Here is a 19,282-nt window from a genome sequence, read left to right on the forward strand (position 1 = left end):
GCACCAAGAGGCGGCAGAGGGAGAGGTCGTGCTCGAAGCGCGCGGCGGTCGGTCCCGGCGCGCACGGTGGCGCCGGCCACGCACTTCGTATCAGTTTCCCCCGTCAGTACCCCGGACGGACGGCCGCCCGGGTCAAGCACGCACGCTTGTGACTCCTGATGCTCAAGTGCCCCTCCACCTTGGGGAGTCGGGCGTTGCAGGAGCAAGGCGGGTTCACGCCAGCCCGAAGGGAGGTTCGATGAAGAGCGACTTCCGCAACGCGCACACGATGAGCACGTGTCGGATCAGGTGGTTCACAGAATGCGCACAGCCGATGGTGCAGCAGAATGGACCCCATGTCCCGACGTACCTCGCAATCCCGGCGGCAGCACGGCTCCGCCGCAGTTCACAACCCCTCCTGCCCTTGCGGTCTTGCGGAGACGTACGAAGAGTGCTGTGGCCGATTCCACCGGGGTGCCGCCACGGCCCCCACGGCCGAACGCCTGATGCGCTCCCGCTACGCCGCCTTCGTCAAGCGTGACGAGCCGTACCTTCTGCGAACCTGGCATCCGCGAACACGCCCGCCGCGGATCGACTTCGACCCGGGGATGCGCTGGACCGGCCTGGAGATCCTGGACACGACGGACGGCACCGCCTTCCACACCACCGGCACGGTGACGTTCCGCGCGTCCTTCAAGGGCGGTTCGCTGCACGAGCGCAGCCGGTTCGAGCGGGTGGCGGGCAACTGGGTGTACGTGGACGGGGAGTTCCCCGAGGAGCGCGGCTAGGGCGCGAGGATGTCCAGTTCGTGCAGGGCGCCCACGGTGATCTCGCGGGTGAGCTGTTCCGCGCGGGCGGCGTCGCCCTCGCGGACCGCCTCGGCGACCTGGACGTGGAGGGTGACGGCGGCCGGGTCGGGGTCCTCGAACATGATCTCGTGGTGGGTGCGGCCGGCGAGGACCTCGGCCACGACGTCGGCGAGGCGGGCGAACATCTCGTTGCCGGACGCGGCGAGGATCACGCGGTGGAACGCCATGTCGTGGACGAGGTACGCCTCCAGGCGGTGACCGCGCGAGTTGGCGACCATGCCGAGCGCGCACTCGGTGAGTTCGGCGCACTGCTCGGGCGTGGCGTGCCTGGCCGACAGGCCGGCCGCCACCGGCTCGATCGCCGAGCGCAGCACCGTGAGCGAGCGCAGCTGGTGCGGGCGGTCGGCGCCGGCCAGCCGCCAGCGGATGACCTGCGGATCGTAGACGTTCCACTCGGCCTTGGGGCGGACCGTGACGCCCACCCGGCGGCGGGACTCGACCAGGTGCATGGACTCCAGGACCCGGACCGCCTCGCGCATCACGGAACGTGACACCTGAAAGTGCTGGGCCAGCTCGTCCGTGCGCAGGACGCTGCCCGGCGGGTACTCCCCCGCGGTGATCGCGGGGCCGAGGGTGTCCAGTACACGGCCGTGCAGCCCCCGGCCAGGTGTGCTCATGCACTCAGCGTACCGAGTGGATCACAGCCTCAAAAAGTCAGACTTATTCGTCACACACTCTTGAATTCGTCGTACCTAATGGGTTTCAGTGTGGCCGACACCGGATGACGTACGCCGGTGTCTCTCGTCGAGGAAGACAGCGAGGCAGTGATGGACACCCCCCACGTCGTCGTGGTGATGGGCGTCGCCGGCACGGGCAAGACCACGATCGGTCCGCTGCTCGCCGCCCGGCTCGGCGTCCCCTACGCCGAGGGCGACGACTTCCACCCGCCGGCCAACATCGCCAAGATGTCGGCCGGGCACCCGCTCGAGGACGCCGACCGGTGGCCGTGGCTGGACGCCATAGGCGGCTGGGCGCACGGGCGGGCGGGGCTCGGCGGGGTGGTCAGCAGCTCCGCGCTGAAGCGGTCGTACCGCGACCGGCTCCGGGCCGCCGCCCCCGGCGTCGTCTTCGTGCACCTCACCGGCGACCGCCGGCTCATCGAGGACCGCATGGCGCACCGGCAGGGCCACTTCATGCCGACCGCGCTGCTGGACTCCCAGTTCGCCACGCTCGAACCGCTGGAGGCGGACGAGCCGGGCGTCGCCGTGGACGTCTCGGGCACCCCCGAGGAGATCACCGCACGGGCCGTGCGCGCGCTGGACGCGCTGCCCGACCTCGCCCCGCAGTAGCCCCCGTAGTCCCCGTAGTCCCTCCCCTCATCCCCGTACCTGCAAGGGAACCCCCGTGACCAGACTCAGCGTCGAGATGCTGGCAGCGGACACCGTCGCGCCCATCACCTCGGCCGGACATGCCCGACTCGGCATCGCCGTCCTGTTGGGCATAGCCGTCATCGTCCTGCTCATCACCAAGTTCAAGCTCCACGCCTTCCTGGCGCTGACCATCGGCTCGCTCGCACTGGGCGCGTTCGCCGGGGCACCGCTGGACAAGGTCATCACCAGCTTCACCACCGGCCTCGGCTCCACGGTCGCCGGCGTGGGTGTCCTGATCGCGCTCGGGGCGATCCTGGGCAAGCTCCTCGCCGACTCCGGCGGCGCCGACCAGATCGTCGACACGATCCTCGCGAAGGCGGGCGGCCGTGCCATGCCGTGGGCGATGGTGCTGATCGCCTCCGTGATCGGCCTGCCGCTCTTCTTCGAGGTCGGCATCGTGCTGCTCATCCCCGTGGTGCTGATGGTCGCCAAGCGCGGCAACTACTCCCTGATGCGCATCGGCATCCCGGCCCTCGCGGGCCTGTCCGTGATGCACGGCCTGGTGCCGCCGCACCCCGGCCCGCTGGTCGCGATCGACGCGGTCGGCGCCAACCTGGGCGTGACGCTGGCCCTCGGCGTCCTGGTCGCCATCCCGACCGTGATCGTCGCCGGTCCGCTGTTCTCGAAGGTCGCCGCCCGCTGGGTGGACGTCCCGGCCCCCGACCGGATGCTGCCGCAGCGCCCCTCGGAGGACCTGGACAGGCGCCCCGGCTTCGGCGCCACCCTCGCCACGATCCTGCTGCCGGTCGTCCTGATGCTGGCCAAGGCCCTGGTGGACATCGTCGTGGACGATCCCACCCACACCGTCCAGCGCGTCTTCGACGTCATCGGCTCCCCGCTGATCGCCCTCCTCGCGGCCGTGCTCGTCGGCATCTTCACGCTGGGCCGGCCGGCCGGGTTCTCCCGGGAGCGGATCTCGCGGACCGTCGAGAAGGGCCTGATGCCCATCGCGGGCATCCTGCTGATCGTCGGCGCGGGCGGCGGCTTCAAGCAGACGCTGATCGACTGCGGTGTCGGCCAGATGATCCTGGAGATCTCCAAGGACTGGTCGATCCCGGCGCTGCTGCTGGCCTGGCTGATCGCGGTGGCGATCCGCCTCGCGACGGGCTCGGCGACGGTCGCCACGGTCTCGGCGGCCGGCCTGGTGGCCCCGCTCGCGGCCGACATGTCGACCACCCACGCCGCCCTCCTCGTCCTCGCCATCGGCGCCGGCTCGCTCTTCTTCAGCCATGTGAACGACGCCGGCTTCTGGCTGGTGAAGGAGTACTTCGGCCTGAGCGTCGGCCAGACGCTCAAGACCTGGTCCGTCATGGAGACGATCATCTCGGTGGTCGCGGGCGGTCTGGTCCTCCTCCTGTCCCTGGTGATCTAGCCCCTCACGAACCGGGAGCGGTACGACGATGACGGCTCACCCCCTCTTCGACATCGGCGGCCGGACCGCCCTGGTCACCGGCTCCAGCCGGGGCATCGGCCTCGCGCTGGCCCGGGGGCTGGCCCAGGCCGGCTGCACGGTGGTCCTCAACGGGCGGGACGCGGACCGGCTGACCGAGGCCGCCGCCGGGATCCCCGGCTCCCGGACGGCCGCGTTCGACGTGACCGACGGGCCCTCCGTCGCCGCCGGCATCGCCGGCGTCGAGGAGCGGGTGGGCCCGCTGGACATCCTGGTCAACAACGCGGGCATGCAACTGCGGGCCCCGCTTCTGGAGTTCACCGACACGGACTGGCACCGCATCCTGGACACCAACCTGACCAGCGCGTTCCTGGTGGGCCGGGAGGCGGCGCGCCGGATGACCGCGCGCGGCCACGGCAAGATCATCAACATCTGCTCGCTGCAGAGCGAGGTGGCCCGGCCCGGTATCGCGCCGTACGCGGCGACCAAGGGCGCGCTGAAGATGCTGACCAAGGGCATGTGCGCCGACTGGGGTCCGCGGGGCGTCCAGGTCAACGGCCTCGGCCCCGGCTACATCGAGACCGAGCTGACCCGGCCCCTCGTCGACGACGAGGAGTTCAGCGCCTGGGTGCGCCGCCGCACCCCGGCCGGCCGCTGGGGCCGTACGGAGGATCTGGTGGGCGGGGTGCTGTTCCTCGCCTCCCCCGCCGCCGATTTCGTGAGCGGACAGGTGCTGTACGTCGACGGCGGCATGACGAGCGTGCTGTGAAAGGGGCCGGGCGGATGCTGGGTTGCGTGATCCACGGCCAGGACGACCTGCGGGTGACGGAGCTGCCCGCCCCGGAACCCGGCCCCGGCCAGGTCCTGGTCGCCGTCCGCTACGGCGGTGTCTGCGGCTCCGACCTGCACTACTGGCGGCACGGCGGGGTCGGCGACTTCCGGCTGCGCGAGCCGATGGTGCTGGGCCACGAGGTGGTGGGTACGGCCGTCACCGGGCCGCTCGCCGGCCGGCCGGTCGCGGTGCACCCGGCGACTCCCTGCGGGCGTTGCCCCGAGTGCGCGGACGGCCGCCGGAACGTCTGCCGGGACACCCGCTACCTCGGCAGCGCGGCCCGCTTCCCGCACGTCCAGGGCGGCTTCGCGGCCCGCCTCGCCGTACCGGCGGAACAGGTACGCCCCCTGCCTCCGGGGCTCCCCCTCCACCGGGCGGCCCTGGCCGAGCCGCTCTCCGTCGCCCTGCACGCGGTACGCCGGGCCGGGGACGTGGCCGGCCGCCACGTCCTGGTCACCGGCGCCGGCCCCATCGGCTGCCTGGTGGTCGCCGCACTCCGCTCGTCCGGCGCGGCCCGCGTCACAGTCACCGACCTCCTCCCCGAGGCCCTGCACTACGCCACGGCCGCCGGCGCCGACACGGTCGTCCGGGCCGACGACCCCGCCTCCCCCGACTGGCCCACCGAGGTCGACACCGCCGTCGAGGCGTCCGGGGTGGCCGCGGGCCTGGACACCTGCCTCCGCCTGGTCCGCCGGGGCGGCACCGTCGTCCAACTGGGCATGCTCCCGCCGGGCCACTCACCCTTCCCCGGCAACCTGGTGGTGAGCCGCGAAATTGAACTCCGCGGCGCCTTCCGCTTCGACACGGAGTTCGACGAGGCCCTGGTCCTGCTGGCCCGCGAGCCGAAGTTCGACGAGCTGATCAGCGCCGTCGTCCCGCTACCGGAGGCCGAAAGGGCGTTCGCCTTGGCAGCGGACCGCAGCCGGTCCTGCAAGGTGCTGCTGGACTTCGAGAGCTGAGTCCCGCCCCGCGGGGCTACGGCCGCCACAGCGGGTGCTCGCGTTTCGCCCACTCCCGGCTCACCTTGCCGGTGCGCAGGCCGCGGCGGGCCTCCGGGTCGGAGACGGCCATCCAGATGTGGCCGGCGAGGACGACGCCGATGGTGAGGGCGAGCCAGTCGTGGACGAAGGTGGCCGAGGTGCGCCACATGAGGGGGGTGAGGTGGGTGAACCACATGAGCAGGCCGGTGGCGAGCATGACGAGGGTGGCGCCGGCGATCCAGTTGGCGTAGATCTTCTGGCCGGCGTTGAACTTGCCGGCCGGGCGGGAGGACGGACGCTTGTCGCGGCTCAGGGCGGCGTGCAGCCAGAGTCGGTCGTGGGGCCCGAACCGGTTGAGGAAACCGAGGTCCCGGCGGAAGGCGCGGGAGGCGAGGCCGAGGAGGACCGGGACGGGGAGCGCGAGGCCCGCGCACTCGTGGATCCGGACGACCAGCTCACGGCGGCCGACGAGGATCGCCAGCTGCGGGATGTAGAGGCAGGCGGCGGTCAGCACGCAGATACCCATCAGCGCCGCCGTCGTGCGGTGGATCCAGCGCTCGGCGGGGGTGAAGCGGTGCAGCCGCTGCTCCGTGCCGGCCGGGGCGTCAGCTCGTAGGCTCATCGTCGCGTCCGTTCGAACGGCCGACCCAGGCGTCGACGTCGTAGCCGAGGTTCTCCCAGTATCCCGGCCGCACCTTGTCGGTCACCGTGATGCCGGAGAGCCACTTGGCCGATTTGTAGAAGTACATGGGGGCCACATAGAGGCGGACCGGGCCGCCGTGGTCATGGGTGATGTCCTTGTTCTGCATGCGCAGCGCGACCAGGATGTCCGGCCGGCGCGCCTGGTCGAGGGTGAGGCTCTCGGAGTACGCGCCGTCGAAGCAGGTGAAGCGGATCGCCTTGGCGGTGTCCCGGACGCCCGCCAGGTCCAGGAGGTGGGAGAGACGGACGCCTTCGAAGGGCGTGTCGGGCACCCGCCAGCCGGTGACGCACTGGACGTCCTTGACCAGCTTGGTCTGCGGCAGGGCCCGCAGGTCGTCCAGGGTGTAGGTGCCCGGCTTGTCGACCAGCCCATCGATCTTCAGCTGGTAGTTCGCGGCCGTCTTGGTCGGCACCGACCCGGTCACCGAGTAGTAGCGGAAGCCGCCGCCGTTCGGGAGCAGTCCGGTCAGGCCCGTGGGGTCCTTGCCGGAGAAGGTGCCGAGGACCGACTCGGTGACGCGTTGCAGCACCGGCGCGGTCACCAGACCGAGGGCGCCGAGGCCGATGGTGCCGAGGAACACCCGGCGGCCGACCGGGGTGCCCTCCTCGGCGCGCCGTGGCTCCTCGGATCGTTCAGAGTTCACGTGTTCATTCGAACACCCTCGGGGCGGCTCCGGCCACGGAATCCCGCAGCCGTAAGGAATCCACAACCTCTTCTCATGAAGCTCCCAGCGCGCGCTCCCGGGCCGCCCGGAACGCCTCGCAGGGGTCACGGTCCGGGTAGGACCAGGGTGCCGGGGTGGCATGGCGGCCGATGCGCTGGAAGAGGGCCGCGGCCTCGGCGTACCGGCCGGCGCCGGAGGTGGCGTGGGCGAGGTGGTTGAGGTCGACGTGGCGGCGGGGGTGTTCCTCGATGCCCCACTCCAGCCACCAGTCGAAGGCGGCGGTCAGGGCGCGCCGGGCGGAGGGTTCCTCCCAGTGGCCGGCGGCGGCCGGGTCGACGGGGGCCCGGCCGGTCGCGGCCAGCACCCGGTGGCGCTCGGCGTAGGCGACGACCGGGAGGACGGCGAGCGGGGAGTCGGCGGGGGCGGCGGCGGCCGAGCGTTCCGCGAAGGCGCACAGTTCGTACGTCCCCTGGGTCTCGGTCTCCGCGATCCGGGCGGCCATCAGGTGGTGGGCGTGGTGGTGCTCGGGGTGCCGGCCGCGCACCTCGCCGAAGATCCGGCGCGTCTCGTCGTCGGTGCCCAGGTACCGGGCCAGCATCAGCAGGCCGAGCCACGGGGTGGGGTCGGCCGGGGCGAGCGCGGCGGCCCGGTGGCAGGCCTCGCGGGCCCGGTCCGGGTCCTCCTTGCCGCGCAGGGCGTGCCGGACCAGGGTCAGCGCGTACAGGGTGGCGGCGCCCGCGGAGCCGGGCTCGGCGAGCAGCCACTCGCGGGCCCAGGCGATGGCGTAGGGCTCGTGGGCGAGGACGGTCACCCGGTGGCCCCGGCGGTCCCAGTCCTCACCCGTATGGAGCAGCAGGGAGCGGGCGGACTGCCAGCGGCCCTGGGCCAACGCGGCACGGGCGGAAATGAGTTCGGCGTCGTCGAGGGCGTCGTCGGGACAGTGTTCGCACCCGGGGTGCGCTGCCGCGCGGGGACCTTCGGCGACGGCCCGGCCTGGGCCTAAGAGGGGCGGGGTTGGGGGCACCGCGGAACTTCCTGGTTGTCGGGCTGCCATCGGCCGATCACGCACAGCAAACCCCCAGCCAAGACTTTGCGTCAAGCTGAACGGAGACGGTACTCCCTTCAACTACCGTGAGTGGTGCGGAACTTGACGCGCGCCGGAGTCCGGTTGGCGTACCGTGGCCGTGGGGCCCGGGGTTCCGGCTGTGGCGTACGCCATGGCGCGGGCCGTCCCGGCGGCGGACCATGGCCGTAGGGGCTTCGCCGCCGCCCCGATCCACCGCCCGTGACCGATTCGGTCGGCGTGACCGAGTCGACTGCCCGGTTCCGGGCACTCCCGGAGCAATCCCGACCCGGGACCGCTACAGTCGGCCACTACGCACCCCGTAGCCCGGCCGCATGATCGAGGTACGCAGCGTGTCCGTACTGGTTCTGATTCTCGCCGTGAGCGCCGCCTGTTGCCTGGGCTTCGGGTTCGTGCTCCAGCAGAACGTCGCCCAGAAGGCTCCGCTCAGCGACTTCCTCTCGCCCCGGCTGCTGCTCGACCTGATGCGGGTACCGCGCTGGCTGGGCGGTATCGGCCTGATGGTGGCCGGCATGATCCTCGGCGCGGTCGCCCTCGGCAAGGGCGAGATCTCCCTCGTCGAGCCACTGCTCGCGACGAACCTCCTGTTCGCCCTCGCCCTCTCCCGGCACCAGACCAAGCACCCACTCAGCCATCAGGGCTGGGCGGGCCTCATCCTGCTGGCGGGCGGCGTCACCACGTTCATCGTGGCGGGCGAGCCACGCGGCGGGAACGCCGTCGCCAACCCGCTGCGCCACTGGCTGATCATCGGCGTGATGGTCGGCATAGCCCTGCTGCTCACCACCTACGCCAAACGCTCCCGCCTCAGCGCCGGCCCGACCCTGCTCGCCCTGGCCGCCGGTCTCCTCTACGGCGTCCAGGACGCGCTGACCCGGGTCACCGGCACAAACTTCTCCGACGGCGGCATCATGGAGGTGCTGACCAGCTGGCAGCCGTACGGCGTGCTGGTGCTGGGCGTCACGGGCCTGCTCCTGGTCCAGAGCGCGTTCGAGACCGCCGAGCTCCGCATGTCGCTGCCCGCCCTCACCGCCGCCCAGCCGCTCGCCGGGATCCTCTGCGGCGTCGGCTTCCTCGGGGACCGGCTGCGCACCGACACCGGGGCGCTGGCCTGGGAGGCGGCGGGCCTCGCGGCGATCGTGGCGGGCATCGTGCTGCTGGGCCTGCATCCGGCGATGCCCCGCGGATCGGCGCCGAAGGAACCGGCCCTGGACCTCCAGCCGCGCTGACCTCCGCACGCCGTCGGCCTGCTTGGATGGCGGCATGAGCGCTGCTGACGAAATCCTCGACATCGTCGACGAGCACGACCAGGTCATCGGGCAGTCCCCGCGCGGCGAGGCGTACGCCCGCGGCCTGCGCCACCGCTGCGTCTTCATCCAGGCCCGCGACTCCACCGGCCGCCTCTTCGTCCACCGCCGCACCGCCACCAAGCTGGTCTTCCCCTCCCTGTACGACATGTTCGTCGGCGGCGTGGTGGGCGCCGGCGAGTCCTACGACACCGCCGCCCTCCGCGAGGCCGAGGAAGAACTCGGCGTGACCGGCCTCCCCCAGCCGACCTTCCTCTTCAAGTTCCTCTACACCAACGGCGCCGGCCACAGCTGGTGGTGCGCGGTGTACGAGGTCCACTCCGACCTGCCGGTGCAACCCCAGGTCGAGGAGGTGGCCTGGCACACCTTCCTGACCGAGGAGGAGCTGGCAGACCGCCTCGGGAAGTGGGAGTGGGTACCGGACGGCCTCGCGGCATGGCAAAAACTCCGGAACTGGCGAAGCGCCCCTGAGGAAAACGCCCCTTAAGGGGTGCGGGGAACTGCGCGACCAGCCCCCACCCACCCGCACCCGACAACCGACCGACCCACCCCGGTAGTCTCCCTGTACGTGATCGAATTCGCGCGGAACGTCCGTTTGTGGTTCGCCCCCGAAGAGGTACGCCAGGAGGGCACGACCCCCGACTACCGCTTCTCCCTCGCCAACGAGCGGACCTTCCTCGCCTGGCTGCGCACCGCCCTCGCCCTCATCGGCGGCGGCTTCGCCGTGGACCAGTTCCTGCCCGACCTCAGCCGGGGCTGGCGCGTCGGCCTCGCGCTCGCGCTCCTCGCCGCCGGCGTCCTGTGCTCGCTCCGCGCCGTGAACCACTGGATGCGCTGCGAGCGCGCGATGCGGCGCGGTGAGGACCTGCCGGTGTCCCGGTTCCCGGCCCTGCTGAGCGTCGTCGTCGCCGTGGTGGCCGTCGCGATGGTCGTCGTCGTGCTCGTCGGGTGGGAAGGATGACGGAGCCGGCCCGCGACCCGGGGCTCCAGCCGGAGCGGACCCGGCTGGCCTGGCGTCGTACGACACTGTCGGCGACCGTCGCCGGCGTCCTCGCGGCGAAGACCGCGGTGCACGACGGCGCCTCGGCCGACGGCGTGGTCATAGGCGCCGTGTGCTGCGCCCTGTGGCTCGGCTTCCTCCTGATCGCCCACCGCCGGATCCGCGCCCTCTCGGCCACCGACCGCCCCGCGGCCCTGGCCCCGCGCCGGGCGACCGCCGCGGTGCTGTGCACGGTCGCCATCGCGGTCTGCGCCGCCGCACTGGTCGTATAAGAACCCACCTGAGGAGTTCACGCGGGGTACTCGGACGCCACGCAACCGGGATGCCCGCATATGCGCGGTTCGCGTGGCAGCCTGTCCGTCGGCATCACGCCACTCTCCTGAACCCCGCACTCCCGAAGGTGAGCACCATGACCATCCTTCATCAGGAACACACCGCGCACACCCACACCCATGGACCGGACTGCGGGCACGACCGGGTGCCGCACGGCGACCACGTCGACTACGCGCACAACGGGCATCTGCACCGCGAGCACGGCGGCCACTGGGACGAGTGCGAGCCCGACGGGCACGTGACCCACGCGGACCACGACCACCGGCACGGCGACGGCTGCGGGCACACCGGCGTCCTGCACGGCGACCACATCGACTACCTGCACGACGGACACCGGCACGCCGAGCACAACGGCCACTGGGACGACCACTGAACCGGCCCGGTCCGGAATCGGTGGCTCCCCGTCCTGCGCGCGCGGGGAGCCGCCGTCTCCCGGCCGGGCCTTAGGGTGGTCCCGGTCACTTTCGGCTCACCGGCTGGACGACATACCGACTGGTCGGCATCATGAGTCGGGTCCTGTTCATTCGTTCGTAGGAGCGATGCATGAGCCCCGACCACCCGCCCGGACTCGATCTCGACCGGCTGCGCGGACTGCTCGACCGCGAGCGCCCCGGCCTGGTGACCGGTCCGCTGACCGGAAGGCTGATCGAGGGCGGACGGTCGAACCTCACCTACGCGATCTCCGACTCCACCTCGAAGTGGGTCGTACGGCGGCCCCCGCTCGGCCATGTCCTGGCCACCGCGCACGACATGAGGCGCGAGCACCGGGTGATCAGCGCGCTGCACCCGACCGAGGTGCCGGTGCCGGCCCCGGTGCTGCTGTGCGAGGACGAGGAGGTGCTGGGCGCGCCGTTCTATGTGATGGAGTTCGTCGAGGGCACCCCGTACCGCACCGCCGAGCAGCTCGCCCCGCTCGGCGCGGAGCGCACCCGCGACGCGGTGCTGTCGCTCGTCGACACGCTGGTCGAGCTGCACTCCGTGGATCCCGGGCAGGTCGGCCTCGCCGACTTCGGGCGCCCGGAGGGGTTCCTGGACCGGCAGCTGCGCCGCTGGGGCAAGCAGCTGGACGCCTCCCGCAACCGTGACCTGGCCGGCATCGACGAGCTGCACGCGACCCTGGGCCGCCGGCTGCCCGACTCCCCCGCGGCCACCGTCATCCACGGCGACTACCGCCTCGACAACGTCCTGATCGGCGACGACGACCGGATCAAGGCGATCCTCGACTGGGAGATGTCCACGCTCGGCGACCCGCTCACCGACCTGGGCCTGCTGGTGATGTACAGCCAGCCGCTGGGCGCGCCCGACTCGCCGGTGTCGACCACCGCCGAGGCACCCGGCCACCCGGCCCCGCGGGAACTGGTCGAGCGCTACGCGGCCCGCTCCGGCCGGGACGTCTCGCACATCTCCTGGTACACGGCGTTCGCCTGGTTCAAGCTCGCCGTGATCCTGGAGGGCATCCACTACCGGTACACGCTGGGCCAGACCCTGGGGCAGGGCTTCGACCGCATCGGCGAACTCGTCCCCGTCTTCATCGAGCACGGACTGACCACTCTTCAGGAAGGCTGACCGGCCATGGACTTCGCGTTCGACGCGCGCACCGAGGAACTGCGCGCCAAGCTGCTCGCCTTCATGGACGAGTACGTGTACCCGGCCGAGCCGGTCGCCGAGGAGCAGCGCGCGGCGCTGGCCTCGCCGTGGGACACCCCGGCCGTGGTCGAGGAGCTGAAGGCCGAGGCCCGCAGGCAGGGCCTGTGGAACCTCTTCCTGCCCGACGCCGAGTACGGCGCCGGTCTCACCAACCTCCAGTACGCGCCCCTCGCCGAGATCACCGGCCGCTCCCCGCACCTGGCGCCCACCGCGCTGAACTGCGCGGCCCCGGACACCGGCAACATGGAGGTGCTCACCCAGTTCGCCGACGAGGCGCAGAAGAAGCAGTGGCTGGAGCCGCTGCTCGCCGGTGAGATCCGCTCCGCGTTCGCCATGACCGAGCCGGAGGTGGCCTCCTCCGACGCCACCAACATCACCACGTACATCGAGCGCGACGGCGACGACTACGTCATCACCGGCCGCAAGTGGTACATCTCCGGGGCGATGAACCCGGACTGCAAGATCTTCATCGTGATGGGCAAGACCGACCCGGAGGGCGCCGACATCCGGCGCCAGCAGTCCATGGTCCTGGTCCCGCGCGACACCCCCGGTGTCACGGTCAAGCGCGCGATGCAGGTCTTCGGCTACTCGGACCACTCGCACGGCGGCCACGCCGAGGTGATCTTCGACCACGCGCGCGTGCCGGTCGCGAACCTGGTCGGCGAGGAGGGCGGCGGCTTCGCCATCGCCCAGGCCCGGCTCGGCCCGGGCCGGATCCACCACTGCATGCGGCTGATCGGCATGGCCGAGCGGGCGATCGAGCTGATGTGCCGCAGGGCCGTCTCCCGCCAGGCCTTCGGCAAGGCGCTGGCCCAGCAGGGCGTGGTGCACAACTGGATCGCCGACGCGCGGGTGACCGTCGAGCAGCTGCGGCTGCTGGTCCTGAAGACCGCCTGGCTGATGGACACCGTCGGCAACCGCGGCGCCCACACCGAGATCCAGGCCATCAAGATCGCCACCCCGCGCGCGGTCGTCGACATCATCGACCGGGCGATCCAGCTGCACGGCGCGGGCGGTGTCAGCCAGGACTTCCCGCTGGCCGAGCTCTACGCCTCGGCCCGGACCCTGATGATCGCCGACGGCCCCGACGAGGTGCACCAGCGGTCGCTGGCCCGCCGGGAGCTGAAGAAGTACCTGTAGGCAGGGAAACGACCGGCGGCCCCGACCATGAGGTCGGGGCCGCCGGTCGTATCGCGGCTCAGGGCCGCAGTGCCCGCAGCAGCAGGTCGGCCAGGTGGTCGGCGACCTCCTGCGGAGCCATGGGTCCGTCCGGCCGGTACCAGGTCGACAGGTGGTGCACCGAGCCGAAGTGGTAGTCGACGACGAGATCCGCCGGGGTGGCGGTCGAGAAGACGCCCTCGCGCTGGCCCTCCTCGATGAGCGCGCGGAAGCGTTCGTGGTAGCGCCGGCGCTCGGCGCGCACCTGCTTGTTCTTCTCCGGGCTCAGATGGTGCATGGACCGGAAGAAGATCGACGCGTCGTCGAGGTTCTCGATCGTCGTCACGACGACGTCGGCCGCCGCGCCCCGCAGCCGCTTCTCGATCGGCTCGTCCGCGTTCGCGAAGGCGTCGAGCCGTTCCTGCTGGACGCGCAGCACGCGCGCGTACACCTCGTGCAGGAGGTCGTCCTTGGAGCCGAAGTAGTGGTACAGCGCCCCCTTGGTGACGCCGGCCGCCTCCACGATCTCCTGCACGGAGGTGCGGTCGTAGCCCTGCTCAGCGAAGAGCCGGGTGGCGGCGGCGAGGAGCCGCTGCGGAACGGGAGCCCCGTCCCCGTCCGTCGTCCTGGGCACTGCCGCCACCTGCCTTCCTCGTCGTCTCTGCTAACCCTGTTGCGGTCGGGAACGCAGTTCCCGTCGGAGGATCTTCCCACTTGCCGTCTTCGGCAGGTCGGGCAGGATCTCCACCTGGCGCGGGTATTTGTAGGCCGCCAGTCTCTCCTTGCAATAGAGGGCGAGATCGTCCGGGTCGGTTGCAGCTCCCGGGCGAAGACTGATGTAGGCCTTGACGGTCTCCCCGCGGTACCCGTCGGGCACGCCGACGACGGCGGCCTCGCGCACCGCCGGATGGGTGTACAGCACGTCCTCGACCTCGCGGGGCCAGACCTTGAAGCCGGACGCGTTGATCATGTCCTTCTTGCGGTCGACGACGTACAGCCAGCCCTGCGGGTCCATGAACCCGATGTCACCGGTGCGCAGCTCGCCGTCCGGGAAGGTCTCCGCGGTGGCCTCGGGCCGCCGCCAGTACCCGGGCACGACCTGCGGCCCGCGCACCGCGATCTCGCCCTGCTCCCCGAAGGGCACCTCGCGGCCCGCGTCGTCGATGATCCGGACGACCGTGTCCGGACCGGACACGCCGACCGCGAGCGTCCCGGAGACCGGGTCCACCGGCGCCTCCAGGCCCGGCGGCACGGAAGCGCACGGCGCGGTGCACTCGGTCAGCCCGTAGCCGTTGCGGATGTACGGCCCGTACCCCGCGCGGAACTTCTCCACCAGCGCCGGCGGCAGCGGCGCGCCGCCCGAGGAGATGTTCACGAAGGAGGCGAAGTGCTCCGGGGTGACGTCCGGGTGGGCGGCGAGCGCCATGAAGGCCGTGGAAGGCCCCACCGTGTACTGCGGGCGGTGCTCGGCGAACGCCTCCAGGACCAGGCCCGACTCGAAGCGGTACGTCAGCACCAGGGTGCCCGCGCTGGTCAGGCAGGCGCCGAGCTGGCAGACCATGCCGGTGATGTGGAACAGGGGCGCGAGGGCGTAGTAGACCGGCGCGTCGGGCAGCGCGAGCCCGGTCCGCTGCCGCTCGGCGTTGTACATGATGTTGCCGTGCAGGTTGGTGGCGCCCTTGGGGGCGCCGCTGGTCCCCGAGGTGTAGCTGATCAGCGCGATGTCGGAGGGCGCCGGATCCCGTCCCTCGGGCGCCTTGCCGCCGCGCCGTGCGACCTCGACCAGGTCCTCGGCGTCGGCGGCCTGCGGCAGCCGCTCGAAGCCCAGCACGCGCGCGTCGTCCCGGGTCTGGAAGTCCAGCTCGCTCGCGGTGAGCACGATCCTGACCGGCGAGTCGGCGGCCGTGTCGCGCAGGTACGACTCCCAGGCCCGCTGCGAGCAGACCAGTGCGGCGACCTCGCCGTCCCGCAGGACGTGGGCGACCTCCCCCGACTTGTACATCGGGTTGACCGGCACCACGGTGGCGCCCGCCTTCCAGGCGCCGAGCAGCGCGAGCACGAAGTGCGGCGAGTTCTGCAGGATGACGGCGACCCGGTCGCCGCGCTCCAGGCCGCGCCCGGCGAGGTGGGCGGCGACGGAGTCGCTCAGCTCGTCGACCTCGCGGAAGCTGAGCCGGGCGTCGAAGTAGGCGAGGAAGGGACGGTCGGGTGCCTCGGCGACGGCCGCGCGCAGGGCGTGCACCAGCGAGTCGGGGGGATCGACCGGCCCGCGCTGGGCCTCGTTGAGCAGCGCCACCCAGGGCCGGGCGGCATAGATGGACTCGGTCTCCGCCTCGCTCACCGGACGGCCTCCCACTTCTGCTGGATGTGGTTCATGTTCGTCAGCCAGCGGTCCGGGTCGGCGGCCCGTGCCTGGTAGAAGTCGGCGACCTCGGGATGCGGCAGGATCAGGAACCGGTCCTCCGCCATCCCCTTGAACAGCGCGTCCGCGACGGCGTCCGGCTCGATGGCGGTCGGCTGGAGCACGATATCGCCCGCGCTGCCGGTGGCGGCGAGCATGTCGGTACGGACGCCCTGCGGGCAGATGGCGTGCACCTTGAGTCCGCGGTGCCGGTACGTCAGTGACAGCCACTCGGCGAAGGCGTACGCGGCGTGCTTGGTGACGCTGTACGGGGCGGCCCCGATCATGGTGAGCAGCCCGGCGGCGGACACGGTGGACACGAACCGCCCGCTCCCCCGCTCCAGCCACTCCGGCACCAGCTCCTGCGCGGCCCGCACATGCGCCATGACGTTGACGTCCCACGCCGAGGCCCATACGGCGTCCTCGGCCGCCTCGGACCCGCCCGACCCGAGCCCCGCGTTGGCGCAGTACACGTCCACGGCCCCGCCGAGCGCCTCCCGGGCGGCCCCGACGATGCCGGACGCGTCCCCCGGAACGGCGATCCCGCCGATCTCCGCGGCGACGGCCGCCGCCTTCTCCCCGTCCAGGTCGTTCACCACGACCCGGGCCCCCTCGGCAGCGAACCGACGCGCCAGCGCAGCCCCGATGCCACCTCCCGCCCCGGTGACCACGACTCGGGCATCTCGCACGGCTCCCACCATCGGTCTCCTTCGACACGACGCGACACGGCTCAGCATCGGCCAGACTAACCGGTCGGTATGTGTGAAGGGAAGGGTGATCGGTCCACCCTAGGGGCACGGGGCTGTATCGACCTGCGGCTCCGCCGCGTGGGCGCGATCAGCCACACATGGCCCGCACCCGGACGACCACGGAGGCCACCCCCATGCGCCCGTCCCGACGAAGTCTGCTTACCGCGGCCACGGCAACGGCGGCAGCCGTGGCAGCCCTGCCCACGGCAACCACGGCCGACGCCCACGGCACCCTGAGGACCGGTTTCGACCGCCTCTCCGCCGACGGCTACTCCCTCCTCGGCGGCCAGAAGACCGGCATCGTCACCAACCCCACCGGCATCACCCCCGACGTCCGCCACATCGTCGACGTCATGCACGCCGACCCCGGGGTCGAGCTGACGGCCGTCTTCGGCCCCGAGCACGGCTTCCGCGGCACCGCCCAGGCCGGCGGCTCCGAGGGCCGCTACGACGACCCGGCGACCGGCCTCCCCGTGTACGACACGTACCTCAAGAGCGGCAAGCCCCTCGCCGACGTCTTCACCGCCTCCGGCGTGGACACCGTCGTCTTCGACATCCAGGACGTCGGCGCCCGTTTCTACACGTACATCTGGACCCTGTACGACTGCATGGAGGCGGCCCGGCTGGCCGGGAAGCGGTTCGTCGTCCTGGACCGCCCGAACCCGGTGACCGGCCGGACGGCCGAGGGCCCGGTCCTGCACAGGGAGTTCGCCAGTTTCGTCGGCCGGCAGCCGATCGCGCAGGCGCACGGGATGACGGTCGCCGAGCTGGCCCGGCTGTTCAACGCGCGGTTCCTGGACACACCGGTCGCCCTGGACGTCGTACCGATGACCGGCTGGCGGCGGTCCCGCTTCTACGACGCCTACGGCCTGCCCTGGGTGCCGCCGAGCCCCAACATGCCCACCCCGGACACGGCCCTCGTCTACTCGGGCACCTGTCTCTTCGAGGGCACGAACCTGTCCGAGGGACGCGGCACCACCCGGCCCTTCGAACTCCTCGGCGCGGAGGGTATCGACGCGCGCTGGGCGGCGGCCGTCGACGAACTCGCGCTGCCGGGCGTGCGGTTCCGGGAGGCGTACTTCGCGCCGACCTTCTCGAAGTTCCAGGGCAAGACCGTCGGCGGGGTGCAGATCCATGTGCACGACCGGGCCGCCTACGACCCCGTCCGCACCGGAATCGCCCTGCTGGTCACCGCGAAGAAGGCGTGGGACGGCTTCGCCTGGCGGTCGGACGGCTGGATCGACAGGCTCACCGGCTCCACGAGCGTACGCACGATGGTCGACGCGGGCGCGGGCACCGACGAGGTCGTCGGCGCCTGGCAGGACGAACTGGCCGCGTTCCGCCGGGTTCGAAAGGAATTTCTCCTCTACAGGTGAGGCGCGTTGTATGGCCAACCTTGCCCGTCGGCGGGACGATGCGCGCACATCGCACCGGTTCGGGGGACGAGGAGCCTGGTATGGCGGATCCTGGGATGAGTGTGACTCCCTACTGGGAGCTGACCTTCGACGCCGACGGGGATCCGGACGGCACCGAACGCGACCGGCTGCTGGGCGAGGTCACGGGTCACGGGGTCCGTGACCTGATCGTCTTCGCGCACGGCTGGAACAACGACCGGTCGGGCGCGACCGCCCTGTACCGGCAGTTCTTCGCGCCGATCCCGAAGCTCGCGCCGAAGGCGCGGATCGGGTACGTCGGGGTGATCTGGCCGTCGATGCGGTTCTGCGACGAGCCGATCCCCGACTTCCCGAGGTCGGCGGTGGCCGCGGAGGCGGTTCAGAGCCCGGCCGCCGCCCTCGACAAGGACACCCGGCGCGCGCTCCTGGAAGCCTTTCCCGGGCGGGCCACCGTGGTCGAGCAGCTCGCGGGGCTGCTGGAGCGGCGTCCGGCGGACGGGCTGGAGCAGTTCGGGCAGCTGGTGCGGGTGCTCGTCGACGTCCAGCCCCGGGGCCCGCAGCCGCTCCTGGCGGCGGACACGCTGACGGACGGCGCGTCCGGGGGCGAGTCGGTGCTGTTCTCCGGGGACACGGCGGATCTGTGCGGGGAGTTCGCGCAGGCGCTCACGTCCCTCCAGGAGGGCGGGCCGACCGCCGGGTTCGCGCTGCCGAACCCGTGGGACGGCGCGAAGGAGCTGCTGCGGCAGGCGACGTACTACGCGATGAAGCGGCGCGGGGGGATCGTCGGGGAGCACGGGCTCGGGCCGTTGCTGGGGCGGCTCGCCGCGGCGGCGCCGGAGGTGCGGGTGCATCTGGTCGGGCACAGCTTCGGCGGCCGGCTGGTGTCGTTCGCGTTGCTCGGGCTACCGGACGGGGTGCGCACGGTGAAGTCCGTGACCCTGCTGCAAGGGGCCTTCTCGCACTACGCGTTCGCCGACCGGCTGCCCCACGACCCGCGCGCGGCCGGGGCGCTGCGGGGCCGGCAGAACCGGATCGACGGTCCGCTGGTGTGCTGCTACTCCCACTTCGACCAGGCGCTCGGCACGCTGTACCCGCTGGCCTCGCGGATGGCGGACGACAACCGGTCGATCGCGCCGGCGGAGCCGCCGGTCGAGGAGTTCGGGCTCCCGGGGCTGGGGCAGGTGCTGGGGGCCGAGTGGGGAGCGATGGGCCATGACGGTGTCCAGGCGGTGCCGGGCACGCGGTCGCTGGATCTGGCGGCGGCCCTGAGCGGCCCGCTCGCCGCGTCGGGCTGTGTGAACGTCGACGCGGCGGCGGTCGTGAACAAGGGCGGCCCGCCGGCCGGGGCGCACAGCGACATCGTGCACCCCGAGCTGGCGCGGGTGGTGCTGGCGGCGGGGCGCATCGGGTGACCCCGCCGCCGTG

21 protein-coding genes are annotated in these 19,282 nt (G+C 72.0%); 14 read left to right on the top strand and 7 right to left on the bottom strand.

Translation table 11 applies throughout. The features are described 5' to 3' along the window. Nucleotides 1-335 precede the first annotated feature (335 nt). On the top strand, nucleotides 336-767 hold the full coding sequence (locus ACIPSJ_RS38875) for a YchJ family protein (RefSeq protein ID WP_401352932.1): 432 nt from the start codon (nucleotides 336-338) through the stop codon (nucleotides 765-767). Here ACIPSJ_RS38875 and ACIPSJ_RS38880 read toward each other — a convergent pair. After that, the gene (locus tag ACIPSJ_RS38880) at nucleotides 764-1,465 is read right to left on the bottom strand and encodes a FadR/GntR family transcriptional regulator (protein ID WP_401352934.1); all 702 of its coding nucleotides are present in this window, start codon (nucleotides 1,463-1,465) and stop codon (nucleotides 764-766) included. The two genes, ACIPSJ_RS38875 and ACIPSJ_RS38880, sit on opposite strands and share 4 nt — an antisense overlap. A gap of 150 nt (nucleotides 1,466-1,615) precedes the next feature. Here ACIPSJ_RS38880 and ACIPSJ_RS38885 point away from each other — a divergent pair, with 150 nt between their 5' ends. From ACIPSJ_RS38885 to ACIPSJ_RS38900, 4 genes are read left to right on the top strand one after another with little or no spacing between them, the layout of a single operon-like run. Next, a complete protein-coding gene (locus ACIPSJ_RS38885) occupies nucleotides 1,616-2,137 on the top strand; it encodes a gluconokinase (RefSeq protein WP_401352936.1) in 522 nt (173 codons plus the stop codon). 55 nt (nucleotides 2,138-2,192) lie between these two features. Continuing rightward, the gene (locus ACIPSJ_RS38890) at nucleotides 2,193-3,590 is read left to right on the top strand and encodes a gluconate:H+ symporter (RefSeq protein WP_401352938.1); all 1,398 of its coding nucleotides are present in this window, start codon (nucleotides 2,193-2,195) and stop codon (nucleotides 3,588-3,590) included. 28 nt (nucleotides 3,591-3,618) lie between these two features. After that, nucleotides 3,619-4,377: an SDR family oxidoreductase gene (locus tag ACIPSJ_RS38895; RefSeq protein ID WP_401352940.1), complete on the top strand. Its 759-nt coding sequence runs from the start codon at nucleotides 3,619-3,621 to the stop codon at nucleotides 4,375-4,377. A gap of 14 nt (nucleotides 4,378-4,391) precedes the next feature. Then, entirely contained in the window at nucleotides 4,392-5,399 is a 1,008-nt protein-coding gene (locus ACIPSJ_RS38900; RefSeq protein WP_359209086.1) for an L-idonate 5-dehydrogenase, read from the top strand. Nucleotides 5,400-5,415: 16 nt separating this feature from the next. Here ACIPSJ_RS38900 and ACIPSJ_RS38905 read toward each other — a convergent pair whose 3' ends face one another. The 3 genes from ACIPSJ_RS38905 to ACIPSJ_RS38915 all read right to left on the bottom strand — a co-directional run bounded on the left by ACIPSJ_RS38905 (nucleotide 5,416) and on the right by ACIPSJ_RS38915 (nucleotide 7,811). Further along, nucleotides 5,416-6,042, bottom strand: a complete 627-nt coding sequence (locus ACIPSJ_RS38905; RefSeq protein WP_359209084.1) for a cytochrome b/b6 domain-containing protein — start codon at nucleotides 6,040-6,042, stop codon at nucleotides 5,416-5,418. Next, nucleotides 6,026-6,766 carry a molybdopterin-dependent oxidoreductase gene (locus tag ACIPSJ_RS38910; protein ID WP_359209081.1) on the bottom strand — a complete coding sequence of 247 codons (741 nt, stop codon included), beginning with the start codon at nucleotides 6,764-6,766 and terminating at the stop codon, nucleotides 6,026-6,028. The genes ACIPSJ_RS38905 and ACIPSJ_RS38910 overlap by 17 nt, the downstream gene beginning before the upstream one ends. Nucleotides 6,767-6,839: 73 nt before the next feature. Next, entirely contained in the window at nucleotides 6,840-7,811 is a 972-nt protein-coding gene (locus tag ACIPSJ_RS38915) for a hypothetical protein (RefSeq protein ID WP_401352943.1), read from the bottom strand. 392 nt (nucleotides 7,812-8,203) lie between these two features. Between ACIPSJ_RS38915 and ACIPSJ_RS38920 the strand changes: the two genes are divergently transcribed. The 7 genes from ACIPSJ_RS38920 to ACIPSJ_RS38950 all read left to right on the top strand — a co-directional run bounded on the left by ACIPSJ_RS38920 (nucleotide 8,204) and on the right by ACIPSJ_RS38950 (nucleotide 13,295). Next, nucleotides 8,204-9,097 carry a DMT family transporter gene (locus tag ACIPSJ_RS38920; RefSeq protein WP_355717870.1) on the top strand — a complete coding sequence of 298 codons (894 nt, stop codon included), beginning with the start codon at nucleotides 8,204-8,206 and terminating at the stop codon, nucleotides 9,095-9,097. Nucleotides 9,098-9,131: 34 nt separating this feature from the next. Next, a complete protein-coding gene (locus ACIPSJ_RS38925) occupies nucleotides 9,132-9,662 on the top strand; it encodes an NUDIX hydrolase (protein ID WP_401352945.1) in 531 nt (176 codons plus the stop codon). 81 nt (nucleotides 9,663-9,743) lie between these two features. Next, nucleotides 9,744-10,136: a DUF202 domain-containing protein gene (locus ACIPSJ_RS38930; protein ID WP_355717822.1), complete on the top strand. Its 393-nt coding sequence runs from the start codon at nucleotides 9,744-9,746 to the stop codon at nucleotides 10,134-10,136. Continuing rightward, a complete protein-coding gene (locus ACIPSJ_RS38935; RefSeq protein WP_359209071.1) occupies nucleotides 10,133-10,447 on the top strand; it encodes a DUF202 domain-containing protein in 315 nt (104 codons plus the stop codon). The genes ACIPSJ_RS38930 and ACIPSJ_RS38935 overlap by 4 nt, the downstream gene beginning before the upstream one ends. Nucleotides 10,448-10,584: 137 nt before the next feature. Then, entirely contained in the window at nucleotides 10,585-10,881 is a 297-nt protein-coding gene (locus tag ACIPSJ_RS38940) for a hypothetical protein (RefSeq protein ID WP_359209068.1), read from the top strand. A 170-nt stretch (nucleotides 10,882-11,051) separates the two neighbouring features. Further along, nucleotides 11,052-12,074, top strand: a complete 1,023-nt coding sequence (locus ACIPSJ_RS38945) for a phosphotransferase family protein (protein WP_359209065.1) — start codon at nucleotides 11,052-11,054, stop codon at nucleotides 12,072-12,074. Nucleotides 12,075-12,080: 6 nt separating this feature from the next. Continuing rightward, complete coding sequence (locus tag ACIPSJ_RS38950) at nucleotides 12,081-13,295, top strand: acyl-CoA dehydrogenase family protein (protein WP_393797459.1); 1,215 nt, start codon at nucleotides 12,081-12,083, stop codon at nucleotides 13,293-13,295. Nucleotides 13,296-13,353: 58 nt separating this feature from the next. Here ACIPSJ_RS38950 and ACIPSJ_RS38955 read toward each other — a convergent pair whose 3' ends face one another. From ACIPSJ_RS38955 to ACIPSJ_RS38965, 3 genes are read right to left on the bottom strand one after another with little or no spacing between them, the layout of a single operon-like run. Continuing rightward, nucleotides 13,354-13,947: a TetR/AcrR family transcriptional regulator gene (locus ACIPSJ_RS38955; protein ID WP_355717807.1), complete on the bottom strand. Its 594-nt coding sequence runs from the start codon at nucleotides 13,945-13,947 to the stop codon at nucleotides 13,354-13,356. A gap of 30 nt (nucleotides 13,948-13,977) precedes the next feature. Beyond that, entirely contained in the window at nucleotides 13,978-15,654 is a 1,677-nt protein-coding gene (locus tag ACIPSJ_RS38960) for a class I adenylate-forming enzyme family protein (protein WP_401352949.1), read from the bottom strand. After that, nucleotides 15,651-16,415: an SDR family oxidoreductase gene (locus ACIPSJ_RS38965; protein ID WP_401352951.1), complete on the bottom strand. Its 765-nt coding sequence runs from the start codon at nucleotides 16,413-16,415 to the stop codon at nucleotides 15,651-15,653. Before ACIPSJ_RS38965 ends, ACIPSJ_RS38960 begins: the two co-directional genes overlap by 4 nt. A gap of 182 nt (nucleotides 16,416-16,597) precedes the next feature. On the opposite strand from ACIPSJ_RS38965, the gene ACIPSJ_RS38970 reads away from it, so the two are divergent. Further along, a complete protein-coding gene (locus ACIPSJ_RS38970; RefSeq protein ID WP_359209390.1) occupies nucleotides 16,598-17,839 on the top strand; it encodes a DUF1343 domain-containing protein in 1,242 nt (413 codons plus the stop codon). Between the two features lie 80 nt (nucleotides 17,840-17,919). Then, nucleotides 17,920-19,269, top strand: a complete 1,350-nt coding sequence (locus tag ACIPSJ_RS38975; RefSeq protein WP_401352953.1) for a serine-threonine protein kinase — start codon at nucleotides 17,920-17,922, stop codon at nucleotides 19,267-19,269. Nucleotides 19,270-19,282: the final 13 nt, after the last annotated feature.

This window comes from Streptomyces sp. NPDC090088 (assembly GCF_044747345.1).
Taxonomy (GTDB): Bacteria; Actinomycetota; Actinomycetes; order Streptomycetales; family Streptomycetaceae; genus Streptomyces.

What these genes read in the sequence shown, in the direction of transcription:
- ACIPSJ_RS38885 (WP_401352936.1), top strand. Translation starts at nt 1,616, where the DNA reads ATGGACACCCCCCACGTCGTCGTGGTGATGGGCGTCGCCGGCACGGGC.
- ACIPSJ_RS38935 (WP_359209071.1), top strand. Translation starts at nt 10,133, where the DNA reads ATGACGGAGCCGGCCCGCGACCCGGGGCTCCAGCCGGAGCGGACCCGG.
- ACIPSJ_RS38900 (WP_359209086.1), top strand. Translation starts at nt 4,392, where the DNA reads ATGCTGGGTTGCGTGATCCACGGCCAGGACGACCTGCGGGTGACGGAG.
- ACIPSJ_RS38950 (WP_393797459.1), top strand. Translation starts at nt 12,081, where the DNA reads ATGGACTTCGCGTTCGACGCGCGCACCGAGGAACTGCGCGCCAAGCTG.
- ACIPSJ_RS38895 (WP_401352940.1), top strand. Translation starts at nt 3,619, where the DNA reads ATGACGGCTCACCCCCTCTTCGACATCGGCGGCCGGACCGCCCTGGTC.
- ACIPSJ_RS38925 (WP_401352945.1), top strand. Translation starts at nt 9,132, where the DNA reads ATGAGCGCTGCTGACGAAATCCTCGACATCGTCGACGAGCACGACCAG.
- ACIPSJ_RS38965 (WP_401352951.1), bottom strand. Translation starts at nt 16,415, where the DNA reads ATGGTGGGAGCCGTGCGAGATGCCCGAGTCGTGGTCACCGGGGCGGGA.
- ACIPSJ_RS38875 (WP_401352932.1), top strand. Translation starts at nt 336, where the DNA reads ATGTCCCGACGTACCTCGCAATCCCGGCGGCAGCACGGCTCCGCCGCA.
- ACIPSJ_RS38940 (WP_359209068.1), top strand. Translation starts at nt 10,585, where the DNA reads ATGACCATCCTTCATCAGGAACACACCGCGCACACCCACACCCATGGA.
- ACIPSJ_RS38905 (WP_359209084.1), bottom strand. Translation starts at nt 6,042, where the DNA reads ATGAGCCTACGAGCTGACGCCCCGGCCGGCACGGAGCAGCGGCTGCAC.
- ACIPSJ_RS38975 (WP_401352953.1), top strand. Translation starts at nt 17,920, where the DNA reads ATGGCGGATCCTGGGATGAGTGTGACTCCCTACTGGGAGCTGACCTTC.
- ACIPSJ_RS38880 (WP_401352934.1), bottom strand. Translation starts at nt 1,465, where the DNA reads ATGAGCACACCTGGCCGGGGGCTGCACGGCCGTGTACTGGACACCCTC.
- ACIPSJ_RS38970 (WP_359209390.1), top strand. Translation starts at nt 16,598, where the DNA reads ATGCGCCCGTCCCGACGAAGTCTGCTTACCGCGGCCACGGCAACGGCG.
- ACIPSJ_RS38945 (WP_359209065.1), top strand. Translation starts at nt 11,052, where the DNA reads ATGAGCCCCGACCACCCGCCCGGACTCGATCTCGACCGGCTGCGCGGA.